Origin of the sequence: Rhodopirellula islandica, from assembly GCF_001027925.1 — a bacterium.
Classification (GTDB): domain Bacteria; phylum Planctomycetota; class Planctomycetia; order Pirellulales; family Pirellulaceae; genus Rhodopirellula; species Rhodopirellula islandica.
This window is the reverse complement of record NZ_LECT01000044.1, coordinates 122,150-138,009: the sequence shown is the minus strand read 5'-3', so window position 1 is coordinate 138,009 and position 15,860 is coordinate 122,150. Positions and strand designations below refer to the sequence as shown.

Sequence of the window (15,860 nt, the reverse complement as noted above, 5' to 3'; positions counted from 1 at the left end):
GACCTCGCTCGATGTCATCCTTACAACCAACCACATTGACGCCTTACCATGCGAAGTACTACGCGCATGATCTGACGCGACAGGGGACGGCCGGATTGGATCGGCTTTCGATGTCTTTGTTCGACGCCGCGGTTGACCTGAACCCGCACCAGATCGAAGCCGCATTATTCGCGTTGCAGTCGCCGCTATCCAAAGGCGTGATTCTGGCCGATGAAGTGGGTCTCGGGAAAACGATCGAGGCCGGCATTGTCTTGTGTCAGTTTTGGGCCGAACGCAAACGCCGCCTCCTAGTCATTGGTCCTGCCTCCATTCGCAAGCAGTGGGCGATGGAGCTGGCCGAGAAGTTCCATCTGCCTACGCTCGTGCTGGATGCAAAGGCCGCTCGCGATTTGAAACGAGCCGGCCGCGATCCATTGGCCGAGAAAGCCGTCTTGGTGATGTCGTTCAACTACGCGAATCGCATCCGCGACGAGTTGAAAACGATCGCATGGGATTTGGTCGTCATCGACGAAGCCCACAAACTGCGTAACGCGTATCGAACCAGCAACAAAGTCGGTCAAGGCATTCGATGGGGGACCGAAGGCTGTCGCAAACTACTGCTGACCGCGACACCGCTACAGAATTCATTGCTGGAACTGTTTGGTCTTTCGACCTTGATCGACGAACACCTATTCGGTGACGTCAATTCGTTTCGGTCCCAATACGCGTCCGCCGGAAGCAATCTTGACGCCCTTCGCGGTCGGCTTGCCTCGTTCTGCAAACGAACGCTGCGGAGCGACGTGACCGAATACATCCGATACACCCAACGACTACCTATCACGCGGCCGTTTCGACCCAGTGACGACGAACACTCGCTTTACGAAGCCGTTTCGGAGTTTCTGCAGCGAGAAAATAGTTACGCCCTGCCGGCACGCCAACGCCACCTGACCGCACTGATCCTTCGCAAACTACTCGCATCTTCCTCTCAAGCCATCGCCGCCACTCTGACGACGCTGAAAACACGCTTGGAAACGCTGCGAGACGAAAAACTCGGCAATGACCCGGAAGTCGTCGAAAACCTGGTTGCCGACGAAGAGCTCGAAGACGAGCTGTTGGACGAGATTCTTGGTGAGGACGAAGACGGCGACGCGGATACCGAGAGCGAAGCTGAACCCATCAACCGAAAACAGCTTGCCGAAGAGATCGCCGATCTCGATCGCTTGGCCACATGGGCCGCCGGCATCGGTGTCGATACCAAAACACGCACGTTGCTGACGGCGTTGGAAATGGGCTTCGAGAAGATGGCCGAGCTGGGGGCGGCTCGCAAAGCATTAATCTTCACGGAATCTCGACGCACCCAGGATCACCTCAAGTCGTTCCTCGAAAGCAACGGTTACGCCGGCCAAGTCGTTCTATTCAACGGAACCAACAGCGGTCCCGAGGCAAACGAAATCTATAAGAGCTGGGTGGCGAGAAACCGATCCGACGGTCGCGAGAGCGGATCCAGAGCCGTGGACGCTCGCACCGCCATCATCGAACACTTCCGCGACAAAGGCACAATCCTGATCGCGACCGAGGCTGCCGCCGAAGGCATCAACCTGCAATTCTGTTCTTTGGTTGTCAATTATGACTTGCCATGGAACCCGCAACGGATCGAACAACGGATTGGACGCTGCCATCGGTACGGTCAAAAGCACGATGTCGTCGTCATCAACTTCTTGAACGAACGCAACGCTGCCGACCAGCGTGTGTTGGAATTGCTTTCCGAGAAGTTTCAGTTGTTCAACGGCGTCTTCGGTGCATCCGACGATGTCCTTGGCTCCATTGAATCCGGCGTCGACTTTGAAAAGCGAATCCTGTCGATTTATCAGCAATGCCGCTCGCCCGAAGAGATCGACGGAGCCTTCAAAGAACTGCAATCGGAGATGGAGGAACAAATCGCCTCGCGGATGCAGGACACTCAGCAGACGCTGTTCGACTATTTCGACGAAGACGTTCATCAGCGATTGCGGTTGCGTTTGGCCGATACCAAAGCCCAGCTCGATCGCGTCAGCAAGCGTTTTTGGACGGTGACCAAATTTGTCCTCGACCAGCACGCACGTTTCAACGACGATCGACTGACGTTTGACCTGCACGCCCCACCATGCGAATCGGTTCCGAGTGGTCGGTACCACTTGATCTCAAAAGCCGCTCCCGAGCCCGACAGAGACGAGAAAGACGAAAAGGCAACTCTCTCAACCTTGTCCGATGTCGCGCCTTCCGACGATTCGCCTGCTCTCGTCGCGGAGCCAGGAGTCGCGAACGCCTACGATGCCGACCAATATCTGTACCGATTGTCTCATCCGCTTGGCGAACACGTTGTCGGGACCGCCAAGCAAGCGCCTACACCAGTCGCGTCGATCGAATTCGATGTCACCGGTCATGCGACTCGCATTCATGTGATCGAAAATTTGAAAGGACGCAGCGGTTATGCCGCCCTGATCCATCAAACGATCCAGTCCTACGAGACCGAGGAATACCTGCTGTTCTCAGGCTTTGATGACGACGGTCGCTCGGTCGATCAAGAAACCATGGAAAAGCTGTTTCAGTGCGGTGGTACGGTACGGGAACTGTCTCTCATTCCCGAAGACGTTCGCACACGGATTGAAACCGAATCCGCAGTTCACACCAAAGCCAACGTCAGCCGATCGTTGGAGTCCAACAGCAAGCACTTCCAGGCCGCTCGAGAAAAGCTTGAAAGCTGGGCCGACGACATGGTCCTGGCCGCCGAAAAGTCGCTGCGTGACACCAAAGAACGCATCAAAGTCAAACAACGCGAAGCCCGACAGGCGACCACGATGGCCGAGCAACACGCGATCCAGGAAGAGATACAGAAGCTGGAAAAGGCTAAACGTCGTCAGCGACAAGAGATCTTCAAAGTCGAAGACGAGATCATGGACAAGCGTGACTCACTGGTCGACGGCCTGGAAAAACGACTCGCTCAGAAAACCGCCAGCGAACAACTCTTTTTCATTCGTTGGACCGTCGTTTGACCAGACGTGTCAAACCGAACTGATAGACACATACCATTCAAACCAACCTGATTGCACGGCCACCGATTGGCAGGGAAAGCAAAACAAGCGATGAGTAAAAAGTACGAGAAACTAAAGGGCCTGCTCAAGGAACTATTCCAGCTCGATCAACCCGATCTGGACTTCGGCTTGTACCGAATCATGCACGCCAAGAGTGCCGAGATCACTCAGTTTCTGGACAAGGACCTACTGCCGCAAGTGAAGGCGGAGTTTGCTCGCCATGAATCGGGCGAAACAGCGGAGCTGCAGAAACAGCTCCAAGAACGCATCGAACTGCGGCAAAAGCTTGGCGATGATCCCGACCAGGATTCCGAGGTGCAACGATTGCGTGCCGAGATCGCCAGTAGTGGTTCGTCGCCGGAGCAATTGGAATCGGAAGTCTACGATCACCTGTTCGGTTTCTTTCGGCGTTATTACTCCGACGGTGACTTCCTGTCCAAACGGGTCTACAAGCCCGGCGTGTACGCGATTCCTTACGAGGGCGAAGAAGTCAAATTGCACTGGGCCAACGCGGACCAGTACTACATCAAGACCAGCGAGTACTTGCGTGACTACGCATTTCGTTTGCGAGTCGATAACGACGAAAATCCGATGCGCGTCCACTTCCGGCTGGCCGACGTCGTCGAAGGCGAGCACGGCAATGTCAAAGCCGCCGAGGGCAAAGACCGCGTCTTCATCCTCGCACCCGAATACGATCGGAATGAGTCGACGGCGCAAGCTGCGGGTTCCGACGATGGTGATGAAGATGAAACCAAGGCTTCCCCCGAGCGACACAACTTCATCGAAGAAGAACCCGGCGAGCAAGGCGAAGAACTCGTCATCCGTTTCGAGTACCGGCAAGCGACCACCAACGACTGGCCCGAATCCAACCGCAAAGGACAAAAGAAGCCTCCCAGCCAAAAAGACCTGCTTGAGATCGCGGAATCTCGAATTGCGGCATTCTTCGCTGAAAACGAAGGTCTGAAAAATGAAAACTGGCACGAAACGTTAGCGAGTGCCCACACCAAGGCCAACGGCGAGAAGGCAGACTACTCAAGGTTGCGTGCCCACCTCAACCGCTACGTCGCCCGCAACACGTTCGACTACTTCATCCACAAAGACCTGGGCGGATTCCTCAGTCGCGAGCTGGACTTCTACATCAAGAACGAAGTCATGCACCTGGACGACATCGAGAATGAGACCGTCCCGAGAGTCGAACAGTATTTGTCGAAGATCAAAGTCATCCGCCGAGTCGCTGGAAAGATCATCAGTTTTCTTGCGCAGCTCGAAGATTTCCAGAAAAAGTTGTGGTTGAAGAAAAAGTTTGTCGTGCAAACGGGGTATTGCATAAGTCTAAATCATATTCCGGACGTGTTTTTAAACGAGATAGTGGAAAACGAATTGCAGCTGGATCAATGGATTGAACTATTTGCGATTGATGAGATCGAAGAAGATCCCAGCACGCCGTTGCTTAAAGACCAGCAAGTGCCGTATTCCAAACCACTAACGCCAGCATTTCTTAAGCAAAACAAGGGACTTATCGTAGATACAACTCTATTCGATGACTCGTTTACTGAGCGGATTCTGAACGCCATTGATGGAGTTGACTCTTTTAGTGACGGCACATTGGTTCATGGTGAAAATTTTCAAGCTCTAAGCTTAGTGGAACGTAAGATGCGTGAGCAATCGCAATGTGTATATATCGACCCACCGTACAACACGGCGAGCAGTCGAATACCGTATAAGAACGACTATCAGCACTCGACCTTTGCTTCACTTATGCACGATCGAGTCCAGCTCTTGCATCGACTGCTGACATCAGACGGTGCAATATTCGTGAGCATCGACAAAACAGAGCGACAGGTAGTCGAGCATGTTCTCGAGAATGTGTTTGGAAGTTCAAATAAAGTCGAAGAGCTCGTTTGGGTCATGAACACAAACAACAGTCAGGCTCCAAATTACTCAACAAATCATGAATACGTAATTGTCTTCGCCAGAGACAAAGCGATTGCTGAATCCAAGGCCGGGATGTTTCGTGAACCAAAGCCCGGATACGAAGAGGTGATGGAATTAATTGCTCCTTTGAATGCCAAGTTTGCAACAATCGCGGAGATTGAGTCTGCGGTAAAGGCACTGTACCAAGAGCGGCGGATAAGCTACCGCGATGACATTGAAGCACAAGGACTTGATTATGAAAAAGAAAAGTCAAATGACCCTTGGAAAGGTATCTTCAATTACACACATGCAGAATATCGAGACGCTTGCGGGCGATTGGTGGACGAATCAGAAGCTGAGTCCAAGAATGCAAAGATATGGATTTGGCAGGAAGATAACATGTCGATGCCTGCATCAAAGCAAGCAGCATCGACCAAAGATGAGGATCATCCGAACTTTCGGTTTTACAATCCGCCACATCCTGTAACCGGAAAGCCATGCCCACGTCCAAAGCGAGGGTGGAACTGTGCGTACGCCCTCGATGCGAACGATCCATCGAGGCGTAGTTTTCAGATGCTAGACGCTGATGGACGCGTCGCCTGGGGCGAGGATGAGAATAAAGTTCCTCGCATCAAACGTATGCTGCACGAAGTCGAAACCAACGTTGCGAAGAGCGTTTTTTCTGATTACTCAGATGGGGAAAAGCAGACATCTGCAATGTTCGGAAAGACGGGAATGTTTCTCGCGCCGAAACACGCGTCGTTTGTTTCGCGTTTCATAATGCACTCATCGGACTCGCAAGGTCTTGTAGTCGACTGTTTTGGTGGCTCAGGTAGTACCGGTCATGCGGTTGTGTCACTGAACAGATCTGATAGGGGGAGTCGGCAGTTTCTGCTGGTGGAGATGGCCGAGTACTTTGATCGCGTGCTGAAACCTCGTACGCTGAAGTCCATGTACGCTTCAGACTGGCGTGATGGTAAACCGAAATCTCGACTTGCTGAACGTCATATCGTCAAAGTTGTTCGCCTGGAGTCCTATGAAGACTCGCTCAATAACCTCCAGACCAGACAGTCGGGACAACAGACTCTTGCTCTCGAAACCAACGACGAGATGCGTGAGCAGTACATGCTGCGTTACATGCTCGACGTCGAAACGGCGGGGAGTCCTTCGCTTCTGAACGTGGCTTCCTTCATCGACCCGACGGCTTACAAGCTGAAGGTCAAACGCCCCGGATCGGATGAGACCCGCGAAACTAATGTCGATCTGATCGAGACGTTCAACTGGCTGATCGGATTGACCGTTCATCACCTTGCCGCCCCGCAATGCTTCGAGGCCAAGTTCCAGCGGGACAAGGAAAAGCGAATGAAACTGAACGGACGCTTGAAGTCGAAAGACGACGCCCCGCATTGGTTCCGAACTGTCACCGGCACGACGCCGGACGGTCGCAAGACACTGGTGATCTGGCGAAAGCGACCCGGCGGCGAAGATCCCGAAGGCGTCGAGCAAGACAACTTGGTGCTGGATGAGTGGTTCACCAAGAGCGGCTACAGCAGCAAGGACAGCGAGTTTGACCTGATCTACGTCAACGGGACCAACAACCTAGAAAACCTTCGTACCGCCACGGACACCTGGAAGGTCCGCCTGATCGAAGAGGATTTTCATCGACTGATGTTCGAGGACACGGAATAGTCATGGCCAAAAAACGCAAAGCAAAGAAGAAGCCAGTCGTTCCGTTCCCCTACAAGCTCATCCTGAACCAGTGGCTGTTATCACGCTTCGGTGTCGACTCGCTGGAGAAACTGGCCGAGTACCTGAAGAACGAAGCTCTGGAAGGGCTGGACGAAAACAACGTCCATCATCTCCATCACGCGTTGACCGAACAGTTGTTCAACCTGACGGAGATGACGACCGAAACGCTGCTGGAATACGACCAAAACATCGTTCGGCACACACTGCAACTGAACGAACCACGAATCACTCGTGGCGACGAACCGTTAGTGTGGAAGTACTTTCAGTATCTCTCGCTGTTGTTTACGGAAATCTATCTGGACGAGTATTTCCGCGATCCCGAGGGACTGCGCCGCAGCATCAATGCGCAGGTCGCAAAGTACAACGAGGACAAAGATGATCCGGACAAGATCACTCCGCTCGATGAATCGGTCGAGGCTTGGCCGCAACTGAACAAGCTGGCGTTCTGGATGGCCACCGGTAGCGGTAAGACGTTGCTGATGCACGCGAACATTTTGCAGTTTCAGTTTTACCTGGACAAACACGGTCACCGGCGTGATTTGAATCGGATCTTGTTGCTAACGCCCAATGAAGGATTGAGCCAGCAGCACAAGAAGGAGTTTGACGCGGCCGGCATCTACTCTGCGATGTTCTCCAAGGACAGCAAACCGCTGTTTGAAGGCAAGGCGATCGAGATCATCGAGATGACTCGATTACGTGACGAGATGGGTGACAAAACGGTCGCCATCGACGCGTTTGAAGGCAACAACTTGGTGCTGGTCGATGAAGGCCACCGAGGGGCCAGTGGCGGCGCGGATGGGACGTGGATGCGGGCACGTAATGCGTTGTGCGAGAAAGGGTTTTCGTTCGAGTATTCGGCGACGTTCCAGCAAGCGATCACGGGCAACGCTGATCTGACGGACCTATACGCCAAGAACATACTGTTCAATTATTCGTACCGCTATTTCTACGGCGACGGGTTCGGCAAGGATTATCAAATCCTGAACCTGGACGATCAAACGCAAGAAAACCACCTGGAACTGTATTTGACAGCTTGCTTGCTGACCTTCTTTCAACAGCAACGATTGTTCAAGGAGAACGGCGAGCATTTTCGACCGTTTAACATCGAGAAACCGCTTTGGATCTTTGTCGGCGGCAGCGTGACCAAGACGCTCGCGAAGCAAGACGCGTCGGACATTGTCGAGATCTTGAAATTTTTGTCTCGTTTCGTGTCGCAGCGGAGTGAAAGCGTCAAGCGTATCGAACGAGTGTTGAATCAGGGTTTGGTGACGACGGATAAGAAGAATCTGTTCTCAGGGCGATTCGCCTACCTGAACACGCTTGGTTTGACGCCCAAGCAGATATTTGACGAAGTTCTCGCCACGCTGTTCAACGCTTCCGGGGGTGGTCAGCTTTACGTCGAGAACCTGAAAGGCGCGACCGGCGAAGTCGCATTGCGAATTGGTGCCGAGAATGAACCATTCGGCGTCATCAACGTGGGCGATGATGCCAAGTTGGTCAAATTGTGCGAACAACACGATCTGCAAACCGGTGAATTGGAGTTCTCCGGATCGCTGTTCCACCAGATCAATGACGACGATTCGACGGTCAACGTGCTGATCGGATCAAAGAAGTTCACCGAGGGGTGGAGTAGCTGGCGTGTGAGCACGATGGGCTTGATGAATGTCGGCCAGGGCGAGGGCGCTCAGATCATCCAGTTATTCGGACGCGGTGTGCGGTTGAAGGGCTACGACATGAGCCTGAAACGCAGCAATAAAACGCAACTGCCCGATGGCGTTGAGCGCCCCAAGCACATCTCGACCCTGGAAACGCTAGGCATCTTCGGCATCCGCGCCGACTACATGGCCGAGTTCCGCAAGCACCTGAAGGAAGAGGGACTGCCAACGAACGAGGAACGAGTGGAGTTTCTGTTGCCGGTGATCAAAAACCTGGGCACGGTACCGCTAAAGACCATCCGCTTGCAAAAGAAGATCAACGGCGTCAGTACCGAATTCGGTGACGCGTTCCGCAAGCTCGGGCCGATCCCCACCGTGGCGGCACCCGATCCGAGTACTGATAAAGACACCGAGTACTTGCAAAAGAACCAGGTGGTCGTGAACTGGTATCCAAAGATCAAGGCGATCAAGTCCGAAGGCGTCAAAGGCGGCGATGCGGACGAGCAACCCAATCGCACACATTTCCAAAAGGGACACACAGCGTTCTTGGACGTCGACAAGCTGTACTTCGAGCTAGAGCGTTTTAAGGCCGAACGTGGTTGGTTCAACTTAAACCTCACACGAGACGGCATTGTCGAACTGCTGGCTGATTCTTCGTGGTATGAGTTGTTGATTCCACCAGAAGAACTGGCATTCGATTCGTTTGAAAAGGTCAAGTTGTGGCAAGAGATCGCGCTGTCGCTTTTGCGAAAGTACACCGAGCGTTATTACACGTTCCGCAAACGCCAATGGGAAATGCCGTACTTGGAATACCAAGAACTTGGACATAGCGATCCAAATATGCTTGGCATCGGTGAATCTGAGGATGACGACTATTACCGGATCATGCTGGATGAATCGCAAGTCGAAATCATCGCCAAGTTGAAAGAGCTGAAGAAGGTTATCAAGAGCGGCAAGATGAAGGATCTCGACTTCGCCGGTTTGAAGACGCTCTGGTTTGGCCGGCACCTGTACCAGCCGCTGCTGTGCCTGAAAGAGAAGATCGTCGAGATCAGCCCCACGCCACTGAACAAGGGCGAGCGGAGATTCATCGAAGACTTGTCCGCATTTCACACGACCGAAGAAGCCAAGTCGAAGGGTTTTTTCAACGGCAAGGAACTGTACCTGCTGCGGAACCTAAGCCGCGGCAAGGGCGTCGGCTTCTTCGAGGCCGGCAACTTCCACCCGGACTTCATCCTGTGGCTCTTGGTCGGCAAAAAGCAACACATCATCTTCGTCGACCCCAAGGGCATCCGTCAGATCGGCGTCACCGATCCAAAGGTGCAGTTCTTCGACACGATCAAAGAAATCGAAACCCGTCTGGGCGACAAGAACACGCACTTGCATTCGTTCCTCGTCTCCGGCACCGCCTCTCACGTCATGCGAGGAATGTGGGGTTTAGAAAAATCCCAGATGGAAGAGCGAAACATTGTTTTCCAAGAGGAAGACAAAGACACGTACATCGAACAGATGCTTTGCACTGCGGTTGCGAATACACGCACCCAGCTTGCATCGACGTAGACAATAGCAGACATTTTCTTTCGAAGTGAAGCAACACCATCATGACGATCCCAAGACAATTACTAACAAACATAAACTCGGGCAAGTGTTTTGCACTAGTAGGATCAGGTTTCTCGACTGCACTTCGCTACCCTTCGTGGAAGCGAATGGCACAAGACGCCGTTGCTCGAGCAAAGCTCGATGCAACTGAATTGGATATTCTCCAGAATTTGATAAAGAATGAGGATTTCCCAGAAGTGTTCGAGCGATTGGTCGAACCCGCTGGCGGGATGAAAGCTCTCTGCGATGAGATATCAGCATCATTTAGTCCAGGTTCTGGCTTCGGCGATGCCTATCGCTTCATAACGAAATGGCCAATTCGTTGTTACCTGACTACGAACTACGAGGATGAGATTGCCAGGCATCTCGATGAAGTTGGTGTTCACTTCACAACACTGTTGAACTCGCAAGCCGATTTCGCTCAAGTAATAGCAAGCACACAGAATCGGATCGTTAAGATTCATGGCGATCTAACAACGCCGGAAGACATCGTGCTCACAACAAGCCAATATTCTGAATTCAGCTCGGGAGGTGCGCGACAGTATTTCCGGTCTAAGCTAACAAGTATTCTCCAAATGGTCCCCGTGCTTGTTGTAGGTCATAGCATGGCTGATCGTGACCTCCAATTCATTCTCGAGCTTGCCAAGGAGTCTGCATCGGCGACGAACCCAATTTTCATGATCGTTGCCGATGCTGACCGAGGACAATCAGAAAAGCTCTTGAAGCAATACAACATACGAATCATTTCATATTCGAACGCTGACGGTGATCATCGAAACTTGGCCAAGCTGCTTCGACAAATCGACCGTTTTGTCGTTCCGCGGTCTGGCAGTCGGCGAGTTCCGCTCGATTTTCCTGATTCTCGCGAATCTGAAACCGCAGTTTCACTCTACGTGCATTCATCTCTTGGGTTTGGCGGCCATGAGGGAATGCTGCAGCGAGCAATTCAACCTCAAGTCCTGTCCGTAGTTGTGAGCGAGCCTTCCGGCATCGAAATTGGGGAAATTCCATCGCACTTGCTTCCGGTTGAAATCCAAAAACTGTCTACATTCGATGCCGAGCTCCAAGCATCAGTCAACGAGCTAGTGTCAATGCAACAAGTAGTCGAAGACAAAGGAATTGTGGAGGCAACAGACTCCGGCAGAGCTGAACTCGCGATTATGCAGGGCAAACGCAGCTCCGACGAAGATCAGTTTTACGGAGCACTTGAAAAAAGGCTTCGCAGATGCAAGGACAGCGACGATGTTCAAGTCCTTATCCAGGGATTCAAGAAGGCGATCGTTGAAGTTTTTCGAAAGCGAGGTCTCGCGACTGCTGAGATGCTCTTTAAAGGTAATTCCTTTGAGCCAGCCGATATGCCGGAGCTCTTCGAGTCCGTTTTCCCACCAGCGGCTGAAGTTGAGGATTTTGATCTTCGAACAGAATATTGCAACGCAATCATGGATATCCTCACGGATCCAAACGAAGACCAACAGCGATATCTCGCTCATTTAAGTCAAGGTTTCTTCGCGTTCCACATGTTTGGACTTGATCCAACTGGCCAAGAAATTCGCAAAAAGATCGCGCAAGACACTTTGTGGATTCTGGACTCCAACATTCTCATGCCTATTCTCGCTAAGCAATCATCGCAACATGAGTTCATGGTTTCGCTTGTCAATAAGCTGAAAGAGCTTGGGATTCGATTCATAACAACGCCCAAGATCGCAAAGGAGATACATATCGCATGGAATTGGATGCAGCAACAACTACGCAATGTGCCAAATGGCGGAGAGCGAGTGGCTTTGCTACAGACGATTCAAAGTGATTCTTATACTGAAAATCCGTTTGTCGATGGCTTTATCAACGGTGCGGTCGTTGCGGATTGGCGTGGGCTAGATGAGTACCGGTTGAGTATCGGCTTTAATCCAACGTCGGGTTTCATAGACGCACTTGAGAGATTAGGAGTCGCGATAGTTGAAGTCGATGCAGTTGACCCAAGCGTTGACTCGAATGAAATCCAGTTACTGAGCGACGAGATTTATTCAAAACGAGAGGATGCTGGCACTCTTCGAGCCGGTGCGACGCAGACAACAGCCGAAGCTGAGGTCATCTACCTGATTCGACATTTGCGAACAGAAAAGACTTTTCGTGGCGAAGCGGTTAGTGAGGCATTTTTTGTCAGTACCAGCAGATTGTTGGATCACATGTACCAAAAAACAGATGGTTTGATCACGTGGTATCCCGACAGTCTTCATAACCATTTGAGCTACCTGCATGGCGGTGCGATTGATCCCGAAGCGGCGTTCGACGCCATTACTACAAGCTTTTATGCCGCGGGTGTTTCCGTAGTCGACAAGGGGGTGTACCAACGTTACTTCGCCCCTGCAGTTTCAGAAGCAAGTGCAACCCTGGGCAAGGAAATCGACAACTATGCGGCGGCCGTGTCATCCACAGTAGCAGAGGTTCAGCAAGACAAAGAACGGGTTCAGAGTCAATTCGCACGGCTGCCTGAACTCGAGAAACCAATGTTTGTCGAACAATTGGGATGGGAAGCTGCACGTCGAAACGAGCAACGTGCGAATGCCGCAGAGGCCGCAAAGCAGGAATCCGACCGACTTCGAAAAATCGAAATTGAAAATATCAAGAATCAATATGATCGAAAAGGTTCCGAGAGAGCCAGGCATGAAGCAGGAAGGCAAAAGAATCTTTCAAATCCAAAGCATCAACGTAAGCTTGAGCGACAAAAAAAGAAGCGAAAAAAGAAACGCTAAGTCAACACGGCAATTCAACCCGTATTAGATCAACGCGTTTTTTTGTACTGAAGGGTTCGCATCCTGGATGTATCCTCAATTTTCCGCAACGATTCCTGCTAGCTGCGTTTATCGACCGAATGCGCGGAATCTTCTTGAATCAGTTTCTTGGGTGCAGGTCAGCCTCAAGCGGCGGTTACGCGAAGATGCGATCTTCACAACAGTGTTCATGCCAAATTCCCGATCCTCTACCTAGAGAGAACGAGTGTATTGGCATCAAATTCAATCAATTCCAATGATTTCGCGGCACTTCGGGTAGTTGGTGCAGGCCCAGAAGCGTTTGCCAGCGTGTGCGCCTTTCGATGCTTTGCGTTGGACCATTGCGGTGTGGCATTTTAGGCAGGAGGGTTCGCTTGATTCCGCTTGCAATGGCGGTGGGGCTGACATGTTGGATGCGGTTTCGGGAAGAACGCTCGCGATTTGGTGCCCAACTTCGGCGATTGAATAGGTGCGAGCGGCTTTGATGTGCAGGATGGCCAGGCCGGCGGCGGTGAGGGCTTGGTCGAGGAAGGCGTCGCGTTCTTGCCGGTCTTTGCGGTTGTGGCTGGCGTCGTCGAGCTCGATCGCGAGGATCGGCTGCATCGTGCTGGGGTCGCAAAGCAGGAAGTCGATGTGCTTGCTGCTGATCTTGTTTTCGTACGTGCGGCTGTCTTCTCGTCGCGGGACGCACAACACGTCCCACAGTCGCACCTTGTTGTTGATCGAGTAGGTTTCCCCGACCGCTTGCTCAAGGACGCGGTAGAACGCCAACTCGGCGGCCGACAGGAAGTTGTCGCGTAGACGGTACGGGAGGTCGTTCCGTCCTTTTCCCGATCCGGCACCAGGACCGATGCCCAACAGTTTCAGAAAGAAACCGAGACAGCCACTTCGCTCTGGATTATTGTCCATTACTCGGCTTCCTGCTCTGGATGGATTGCAAAAATCTCTTCGTCGCCGAGCGATACCGAGTAGTCTTTGGTGATGAAAGTTCCGATCGAAATGACCTGCTTATAATTCTCGCTTCGGATCCAGAATATGGACTGAGATGCTGGAGGCCGACCTACTGCGCCCCACTTCCCGTCTTGGAAGGAGAGCGTTCCGCAGAACACAAGAGGTTTCCGAGTTTGCAACGCACCGGCTTCCCCTCGCGACATTGGGATCACTATCGGCTGCGTTGTCGTGATATTAAAAGGCAGTCTCGCAGACGGCTTGTATTTGCGAATCGGCGAGTGTGTCTTTATCGTCGCTAGTTCGTTCCGCCAATCGACTGATTCGATTCTTGCGTCATACTGCAGAATGACGCCATCAAATTTGACATGGATTTCCTCACGCAACTTCTTGAGCGAGTCCTCTTGCTCCAACTTTTTATTTCCAACAGGGACGCGTCGAGCAAACAACTGCATCTCTTTGAAAAAGAGCTCGACAGGCATCACTACCGGATCGGCGGATGCGGAGGGCTCATCCGCCCTCGCGGTGTTGCCGCCAAGCAACAGCCCAAAGATGACTGAAACCATCGCCGAAACTACACCAAGATTTCCCATGCCCACGCTTTGCCCCTACCGAACGAAAAGTTAGTATTCTTTGCTTCGGCTCTGTTTTACCAGATCAGGCATAGATGCTAAATCGGGTAGCTTGATGAACCTACTTCCTCAGTGATACCGTCCTATGGTAAACCGGGTCTCGGATATTCGCATTGGCGCCTTGTCTACATCGAAAACGCATAAACAATCGAACGTAACTGCATGAAGATTTGGTTCATTTCAGACACGCATAACGAGCACCTTGGATTACAGGTTCCTGAGGTGCACTTGGTGATTCATTGCGGCGACGAGTCGACGCATGGCAATGCTTGGATGAATGAACCCGAGGCGAGACGGTTCTTTGATTGGTACGCAGACCTGGACATTGCAACCTAAGCACGTCGGCATGTGTGATTGGGTGAAATTGGCGTTTGATTTGCAACGTTGAGTCAGTGGGAACCCTTTGGATTTGCTAGCAAAACGCCTGGTGGTCAGGCGGCAATGCACGGTGGATTTCTCCCGGCAATCAAGGGAGTCAAATCATGGCACGGCCTGCAAGCGTATTCGCAAAGATTCAGTCCAATCAACAACGCAGCGAATTGGCTGCTCTCTGGAAAGAGAACCCGCATCACCACACCCGAATGCGCGCTCATGCGATCATCCTCAGTGACGATCAATACGAAATTGAGCAGATCGTTGAAATCTTTGGAGTCAAACGGGATACGGTTCGTGATTGGATTCGACGATTTGAGCAGGGCGGCGTCGATGCACTTCGGGACGAAGATCGTCCGGGTGGCCCGAGGAAACTCAATGAAGAAGAGGAGTAAATTCCTCAAGACCTCTTGAGACGATATCCTTCCCGGCCAGCGACCGTCATCGCTCGCTTGCGGGCGAGAACGGGCAAGTCGATTGGACGAGACACACTACGACGATACGCCAAACGGTTTCCCTTGAGTTGGAAGCGTTTTCGTCGCAGCCTACGCAAAAAACGGGACGAAAAGGCGTTTCGACTGGCTCAAGATGAACTTGCCGAGTTGCTCAAAGAACCGGAACTCGATGTTGTGTACTTCGACGAGGCGGGATTTTCGCTCAAGGGCGTCGTCCCCTACGGATGGCTTCCAGTAGGCAAGCGGAGGGATGTGCCCGTGACCGGTGCTCACGGATCGAATGTTCAAGCCATCGGATTTGAGCATCAAGATGGTCACACTCAAACTTACCTTCACAAGGGCTATGTCTCGACTGATACGGTGATCCAAATCATGGATGACTTCTGTGAGACGATCGAGCAGACGACCGTCGTGGTGCTCGACAATGCTTCGTGCCATACGAGTCACGCTTTCAAAGCCTGTGTGGAGCGCTGGGCGGCTCGTGGTCTGCTGGTCTACCATCTTCCACCCTACAGTCCCGAGCTAAATTCGATTGAACGACTCTGGAAGAAACTGAAATACCAATTGATGCCCGCCGAGGCCTGGGAGAAGTTCTCAACGTTACTCAATACTTTGACGAGCAAGCTCTGCGACATTGGCGAAGTCATCTTCATGCCGTCATTGGAGAGTTGTGCCCAATGACTCCTGCAGACGTGCTTAGGTGTTCGTGCCGGGCAAT

9 protein-coding genes are annotated in these 15,860 nt (G+C 52.2%); 7 read left to right on the top strand and 2 right to left on the bottom strand.

All coding sequences use genetic code 11. The annotated features are described in order from the left end of the window. Window positions 1-11: 11 nt before the first annotated feature. The 4 genes from RISK_RS21795 to RISK_RS21780 all read left to right on the top strand — a co-directional run bounded on the left by RISK_RS21795 (window position 12) and on the right by RISK_RS21780 (window position 12,717). A complete protein-coding gene (locus RISK_RS21795; protein WP_047816424.1) occupies window positions 12-3,011 on the top strand; it encodes an SNF2-related protein in 3,000 nt (999 codons plus the stop codon). A gap of 90 nt (window positions 3,012-3,101) precedes the next feature. Then, entirely contained in the window at window positions 3,102-6,653 is a 3,552-nt protein-coding gene (locus RISK_RS21790) for a DNA methyltransferase (protein WP_047816689.1), read from the top strand. 2 nt (window positions 6,654-6,655) lie between these two features. Next, entirely contained in the window at window positions 6,656-9,928 is a 3,273-nt protein-coding gene (locus RISK_RS21785) for a DEAD/DEAH box helicase family protein (RefSeq protein WP_047816423.1), read from the top strand. Between the two features lie 146 nt (window positions 9,929-10,074). Next, the gene (locus RISK_RS21780; RefSeq protein ID WP_047816422.1) at window positions 10,075-12,717 is read left to right on the top strand and encodes an SIR2 family NAD-dependent protein deacylase; all 2,643 of its coding nucleotides are present in this window, start codon (window positions 10,075-10,077) and stop codon (window positions 12,715-12,717) included. A gap of 261 nt (window positions 12,718-12,978) precedes the next feature. On the opposite strand, the gene RISK_RS21775 is transcribed toward RISK_RS21780, so the two are convergent. Together RISK_RS21775 and RISK_RS21770 are read right to left on the bottom strand one after the other, a co-directional pair. Then, window positions 12,979-13,644 (bottom strand): DUF2726 domain-containing protein, encoded by a 666-nt coding sequence (locus RISK_RS21775; protein WP_047816421.1) that lies wholly within the window; start codon window positions 13,642-13,644, stop codon window positions 12,979-12,981. After that, the gene (locus tag RISK_RS21770) at window positions 13,644-14,276 is read right to left on the bottom strand and encodes a hypothetical protein (protein ID WP_047816420.1); all 633 of its coding nucleotides are present in this window, start codon (window positions 14,274-14,276) and stop codon (window positions 13,644-13,646) included. Before RISK_RS21770 ends, RISK_RS21775 begins: the two co-directional genes overlap by 1 nt. Window positions 14,277-14,477: 201 nt before the next feature. Here RISK_RS21770 and RISK_RS32330 point away from each other — a divergent pair, with 201 nt between their 5' ends. The 3 genes from RISK_RS32330 to RISK_RS21765 all read left to right on the top strand — a co-directional run bounded on the left by RISK_RS32330 (window position 14,478) and on the right by RISK_RS21765 (window position 15,823). After that, window positions 14,478-14,651: a hypothetical protein gene (locus RISK_RS32330; RefSeq protein WP_160311485.1), complete on the top strand. Its 174-nt coding sequence runs from the start codon at window positions 14,478-14,480 to the stop codon at window positions 14,649-14,651. 146 nt (window positions 14,652-14,797) lie between these two features. Beyond that, a complete protein-coding gene (locus RISK_RS33205) occupies window positions 14,798-15,082 on the top strand; it encodes a helix-turn-helix domain-containing protein (protein ID WP_236696556.1) in 285 nt (94 codons plus the stop codon). A gap of 15 nt (window positions 15,083-15,097) precedes the next feature. Next, entirely contained in the window at window positions 15,098-15,823 is a 726-nt protein-coding gene (locus RISK_RS21765) for an IS630 family transposase (protein WP_236696555.1), read from the top strand. The last annotated feature ends 37 nt before the right edge of the window (window positions 15,824-15,860 follow it).

Bases quoted from the DNA above. Each gene is read 5' to 3' on its own strand.
- RISK_RS33205 (WP_236696556.1), top strand. From the start codon at position 14,798: ATGGCACGGCCTGCAAGCGTATTCGCAAAGATTCAGTCCAATCAACAA.
- RISK_RS32330 (WP_160311485.1), top strand. From the start codon at position 14,478: ATGAAGATTTGGTTCATTTCAGACACGCATAACGAGCACCTTGGATTA.
- RISK_RS21785 (WP_047816423.1), top strand. From the start codon at position 6,656: ATGGCCAAAAAACGCAAAGCAAAGAAGAAGCCAGTCGTTCCGTTCCCC.
- RISK_RS21790 (WP_047816689.1), top strand. From the start codon at position 3,102: ATGAGTAAAAAGTACGAGAAACTAAAGGGCCTGCTCAAGGAACTATTC.
- RISK_RS21795 (WP_047816424.1), top strand. From the start codon at position 12: ATGTCATCCTTACAACCAACCACATTGACGCCTTACCATGCGAAGTAC.
- RISK_RS21770 (WP_047816420.1), bottom strand. From the start codon at position 14,276: ATGGGAAATCTTGGTGTAGTTTCGGCGATGGTTTCAGTCATCTTTGGG.
- RISK_RS21775 (WP_047816421.1), bottom strand. From the start codon at position 13,644: ATGGACAATAATCCAGAGCGAAGTGGCTGTCTCGGTTTCTTTCTGAAA.
- RISK_RS21780 (WP_047816422.1), top strand. From the start codon at position 10,075: ATGGCACAAGACGCCGTTGCTCGAGCAAAGCTCGATGCAACTGAATTG.